The 3,749-nt window shown below is 71.4% G+C and carries 3 protein-coding genes; 2 read left to right on the forward strand and 1 reads right to left on the reverse strand.

Annotation, left to right across the window (positions count from 1 at the left end):
• A partial coding sequence (locus AC1D01_RS24735; protein ID WP_477871070.1) for a DEAD/DEAH box helicase occupies positions 1-1,373 on the forward strand: 1,373 nt, incomplete at its 5' end.
• 10 nt (positions 1,374-1,383) lie between these two features.
• On the opposite strand, the gene AC1D01_RS24740 is transcribed toward AC1D01_RS24735, so the two are convergent.
• Positions 1,384-2,028 (reverse strand): TetR/AcrR family transcriptional regulator, encoded by a 645-nt coding sequence (locus AC1D01_RS24740; protein WP_477871072.1) that lies wholly within the window; start codon positions 2,026-2,028, stop codon positions 1,384-1,386.
• 49 nt (positions 2,029-2,077) lie between these two features.
• Between AC1D01_RS24740 and AC1D01_RS24745 the strand changes: the two genes are divergently transcribed.
• A partial coding sequence (locus AC1D01_RS24745; RefSeq protein ID WP_477871074.1) for an FAD-dependent oxidoreductase occupies positions 2,078-3,749 on the forward strand: 1,672 nt, incomplete at its 3' end.

Raw genomic sequence — 3,749 nt, forward strand, 5'->3', positions numbered from 1 at the left:
ACCTGGCGACGCTCGCGGTCGACAAGGCGCTCGAGAAAGGCCGCCGCGAGCACGCTCGCACCGCGGTGCAACGGCTGSGCACGCGCTTCGATGCCGCCGCCTATGCCGGCCGCGAGCACCTGATCCCCAGCGACGACCACGACCTGATCGCCCGCCTGGCCCGCGCCGAGGCGGCCCGCCCGTCATCGCGCGACGGTGCCGCGCTGAAGGCCTGGGCCGATCGCGTGGCCGCGCTGCGCGACGAATTGCGCCGGGCTTCGCTGCAGGTGCTGCGGCGTTGCCGGCTCGCGACGATGACGACCACGCGCGCCGCATTCACGCTGAAGACGCTGCGCGAGCTGGCGCCCGACGGCGTGGCCCCGTTCGACCTGCTGGTGTTCGACGAGGCCAGCCAGGTGAGCCTGGCGCACGCGCTGGCGCTCATGCCGCTGGGCCGCGCGCGGCTGTTCGCCGGCGACCCGCAGCAGCTGTCGCCGGTGCTGCGCAGCACCGAGCGCGGCGCGCGGCGCTGGCTGGGCCGCTCGGCCTTTGCCGAGATGCCGCGCGAGGGCTCGTCGGTGGTGCTGCTCGACGAGCAGTCGCGCATGGCCGGGCCGATCAGCGAACTGGTCAGCGATCTCTTCTACGACGGGGCGCTGCGCGTGGCCGCCGACACGCAGGCCGCGCCCGGCTGGCTGGCGGCGCGCCGGCGGGCCCTGGGTGCGATCGATGCCGACACGCACGTGCACGTGCACCGGCTGAAGACCGATGGCGCCTGGTCGGCCACGGAGCGCGGGCCGATCCGGCGCGAATCGGCCGACGCGATCGCCGAGACGGTGGCCGGCGCGCTGGCGAGCAGTGCATGGCAGCCGCACGAGCTGATCGTGCTGACGCCGTTTCGCGCGCAGCGCGCGCTGATCCGCCAGCGATTGCGAGCGCGCGGCGTGCCCGAGGCGGTGAAGGTCAGCACCGTGCACCGCGCGCAGGGCAGCGAGGCCCCGGTGGTGCTGTTCGATCCGGCCGATGGCGCCCAGCCCTTCCTGCAGACCGAGGAGGCGCAGCGGCTGGTGAACGTGGCGCTCAGCCGCGCGCAGGCCAAGGTGGTGGTCTACCTGTCGCCGGCCGATGCCGCCAACCCGCTGCTCGCGCCGATCGTGCAACGCATGCGGCTGGCCGGCGATGCGCGCGAGGCGGTGTCGTTGATCGAGCTGGCGCGGCAGCCGGGCTTTCCGGCCAATGCGCTCGGGCGCCGTGTCGTGGCGGGGCGCCACACCGGCGAGGTCGGCGGGCTCAGTGTCGACGGGCGGCAGTTCTGGATGGTCAACGAGCGGACCGGCGCGAGGCAGTTGTTCGATGCCGAGTTCTGGCGCGCACGGGCGCACGGGTCGATGTGACGGGAACGGCTCAGGCGCAAGGCGTGCCGCTCATCGCGGCCTGGAGGCCGAGGCTCCCTTTGTCGACGATCGAGAGGAAGGCGGCTTTCGCTGCCATCGCATCGCCGTGCTGTCGAAAGCTGCGGTGGGCCTGGATGAGGGCCACGGTCCAGGTCGCGAGCAGCAGGTCGGCCGCCAGGTGGGCGTCAGGATCGCCGGGTTCACAGCCGGTGCATTCGATCAGCGCCATCCGCACGACCTGCGCGATCTCGTCACGCAGCGCCCTCGCCCGCGCCTTCAGCGTTTCGCTGCCCTCGATCGTCTCGATGAAGCCCTGGCTGGCGGCGGAGAACTCGAGGTAGGGGCTGCGTGCCTCGACCAGCCGGTGCGCGAGCAGGCGCAGCGCCTCGATCGGCGCGATGCCGGGATCGCGTTGCCGCAAGGCCGCGCGCAAGGCCGCGCGGATCTCCTCGTCGCGGTCGAAGAACATGTCCTCCTTGCGCGGAAAGTGATTGAAGACCGTCATCCGGCCAACCTCGGCGGCAGCGGCGATCTCGTCCACTGTCACGCGATCGAAGCCCCGTTCGAGGAACAGGCGCGTGGCGGCGTTGGAGATGTCCTGCCGCGTGGCGAGTCGCTTGCGGGAGCGTCGATCGGGTGGGATTGACATGGTCATATTGTACTAAGTACATTTACTGTACTGAGTACATATTCGGGTGGGACGCATGGATGAATCCGTCGATGTCGTGGTGGTGGGGGCCGGTCCGGTCGGCCTGCTGGCTGCGATCGAGTTGGCCCTGGGCGGYGTGCACGTGGTCGTGCTGGAACGCCTGGGTGCAGCGAGCACGGCAATGAAGGCCGGTGGGATCGGGCCGTTGGGCATCGAGGCGTTGCAGCGCCGTGGCATGGCGGCGGCCATCGCCGCCGCGGAAGCGCGCAACGTCGCGGCGATGGCGCCGTTCATCGAACAGGCCGGGGCCGCGAAGCGAGGGCCGAACTCGAAGTTCAGCGGGCATTTCGCCGGCCTGCCGCTGATCCGCAGGGAGGCTCAGAGAGAGCCCGAACGGCGGGCCCGCGTGGTGGACCAGCAGGGCGTCGAAGCCATGCTGGGCGACCGTGCCCGCGCGCTGGGCATCGAGGTGCGCCGCGGCTGCGAGCTCACCGGCCTCGCGCAGCAGGCGGACGGTGTCGACGTGGCGTGGCAAGCGTCGACGGGTGCAGGCCGCATCCGCTGCGGCTGGCTCGTCGGTTGCGACGGCGGGCGCAGCGGGGTCCGCAAGCTGGCTGGCTTCGATTTTCCCGGCACGCCGCCCTCGTCGACCTTCTACCAGGCCGTTGCCGAGATCGACCATCCCGAACGCCTGCGGCCGATCGGCTGGCATCGCACCACGGGGGGCGTGTTCTCCTGCGGGCCCCTGCCCGGCCGGCTGGTGATGCTGGACTTCAACGGTCCGCCCGAGGACCGGGAGGCGCCGGTCACGCGCGAGGAGCTCGAGGGCGTGCTGCGCCGCATCAGTGGCGCGGAGGTTCGCGTGAAGGCGCTGGCCAGCGCCAGCCGCTGGACCGACAACACGCGGCTGGTCGACAGCTACCGCCAAGGCAGGGTGATGCTGGCCGGCGATGCTGCGCACATCCACACGCCATTCGGTGGCCAGGGCCTGGGCCTCGGGCTGGTGGATGCCGCGAACCTCGGCTGGAAGCTCGCCGCGGTCGTTCGTGGCGAGGTGGCCGACAGCCTGCTGGACAGCTACACCACCGAGCGGCGGCCGGTTGCCGAAGCCGTCCTCGCGAACACGCTGGCCCAGGTCGCGATCATGCGGCCTGACCCGCAAGCGGGTGCGATGCGGGACCTGTTCGCGAGGCTGATGCAGCTCGATGACGTCAACCGCTTCATCGGCGAGATGACGAGCGGCCTGTTCACGCGCTACGAGCTCGGGTCGCCGCGCGATGAGGTCGGACGGCTGATCGGTGACAGGCCGCTTCGACGCGGCGATGGCGGGGTCTCGTCGCTCTACGAGCTGATGCAGGACGGCAGCGGTGTGCTGCTCGACGCGTCAGCGGACGGCAAGGCGTCCGAGCTCGTGGGCGGCGCCACGCAGAGGATCCGTTGCATCGCCGTCGACACGGGGCCGTCGATGCTGATCCGCCCCGATGCCTGCATCGCCTGGGTGGGCGATGGCGACGGCACTGAGGGCATCGAAGAAGCGCTGCGCCGCTGGTGCCCCGGCCCTCACCGTCGCGTCGCTTCACGCCGCCCTTGGTGTCTTCGTCCGGGCATGCCGCGCTTCGCAATCCTGCGCGATGCGGCGTGCGTCAGGTCGCACCATGAGGACAAGCACCTCCGTGGCGAAACCCGCGCCTGGTTCGGACCGGGTCGGATTCGCTGGTGGTGGGTGC

The organism is Rhizobacter sp. P3_B12, assembly GCF_056402895.1.